The organism is Methylopila musalis (assembly GCF_042679725.1).
GTDB classification, from domain to species: Bacteria; Pseudomonadota; Alphaproteobacteria; order Rhizobiales; family Methylopilaceae; genus Methylopila; species Methylopila musalis.
Window position 1 is genome coordinate 1 of the sequence record NZ_JBHTMX010000337.1, and the last position, 1,566, is coordinate 1,566.

Genomic DNA, 1,566 nt, shown 5'->3' on the forward strand with positions numbered 1-1,566 from the left:
CAAGGGCGCGCCGCCGGTCACCCCGGCCGAGGCCTCGTCCGCCCTGCGCGACGCCCGCAACGCCGCCGAGCGCATCGCCAGCGCGCAAGGATTCCCGGCCGCGGAGGCGTACGCCGCGCGCGAGGTGGGGACCGACGAGGCGCGCTCTGGCCGTCTGCTGTCCGTGACCGTCTGAGGCGGCGTCAGCGCCGCACGCGCAGTCCGAACTCGATGATCGAGGCGGTGTAGTCGCCGCCGGCGACGTTGCTGTCGAGCCGGTCGTGCTCGAAGCTCCCGAACAGGGCCACGCTGCGGTTCAGCCGGTATTCGGTTTCGAGCGCCAGCACGGTGACGTCGTCCACGCGGCCGATGCCGCGATAGGCGCGCTTCTCCATGTCCGCCCGCGCGGTCACCGTCCAGTGCCGGCGCAGGGCGTGCTCCACCGAGACGCCGACCCGGCGCGTGAGCAGCGCCGAGGCGTCGGTGGAGGTGGTCTCGTAGAGCGAGCTCTTGGCGGTGAGCCGCACGGTGGTGAGCTGGGTCGCGCTCCACGCGATCGAGCCGTCGAACAGCAGCGCGTCCACCGGCTTCTGGCGGTCGTCCTTGGGCGTCTGCTTGCCGTAGCCGAGCGCGATCTCGCCGGTGAGCACGCGGCTCGCCTCGAATTTCGCGCCGCCCCGGAGCGCGATGGCGTTCGAGCCGCGCGTCACGCCGTCGTTCTCGTCGAAGTCGCGGGTCACGATCGACAGGTCGGCGAAGGGCTGCAGGTTGGGCGACAGCTCGTAGGCCGCGCGGAACCGGGCCTCGTAGGCGGTGTAGTTGCGCGCCGCGTTGTCCACCGGCTCGCCGCTGACGAGGGTGGCGTCGTCGAACAGGTAGCGGTCCACCAGCCCCGTGGCCTCGAGGCTCAGCCGGTTGATGCGGTGGGCGATCCCGAGCGTCGCGCCGTGGGAGCGCTCGATCTGGTCGCCCTGCACGTCGGTCAGCGTGTCGGCGTCGCCGGGCCGCGAGGTGGTGATCGAGGTCCGAAGCTCGGAGATCACCTGCGTGCGCTCGGTCACGTCGAGCCGGCCCTTCAGCACGGCGTCCACGTCCGGCTCGTAGCCGGGGTCCTCCAGGTCGAGATAGCGCCGGATCTGCCCGGAGACCGAACCGCGCAGCTCGTGCCGGCTCCACTCCGACACCGCCTCGATGTCGCCGCGCAGGCGGTAGTAGCCCGAGCCCTTGCCGCCGGTGTTGCGGCGGTCGGGATTGTCGTCGTAGCCGCTCGCCGCCTCCAGCGTCGGGCGCAGGGTGAACGAGCCGGCGCGCACGCCGGGCGTGGCGTAAGGGTCGTCCTCCGGCGGGCGGGGACGGGGCGCGAGGCTGGCGGAGCCGGGGCGCAGGCCCTGGCTGCGGGCCAGCGGATCGCCGAGATCGATCGCCGAGACGCCGGCCGGGGCGGCGGGGCGCGTCGGGCCGCCATAGTCGCCGCCGGACAGCGGCTGGCCGTCCTGGCCGCCGTAATCGCCGCCCGACAGGGTTCCCGCCTCCAGCCGCTCCAGCGATTCGTCCTCGGCGCCGGTGGCGCTGCGGGGCGCAGGCGTG

The 1,566-nt window shown here is 73.7% G+C and carries 1 protein-coding gene; it reads right to left on the minus strand.

Going from position 1 to position 1,566, the window contains the following annotated elements; translation table 11 throughout:
* Nucleotides 1-182: 182 nt before the first annotated feature.
* A partial coding sequence (locus tag ACFQ4O_RS17400; protein WP_378777626.1) for an outer membrane beta-barrel protein occupies nt 183-1,566 on the minus strand: 1,384 nt, incomplete at its 5' end.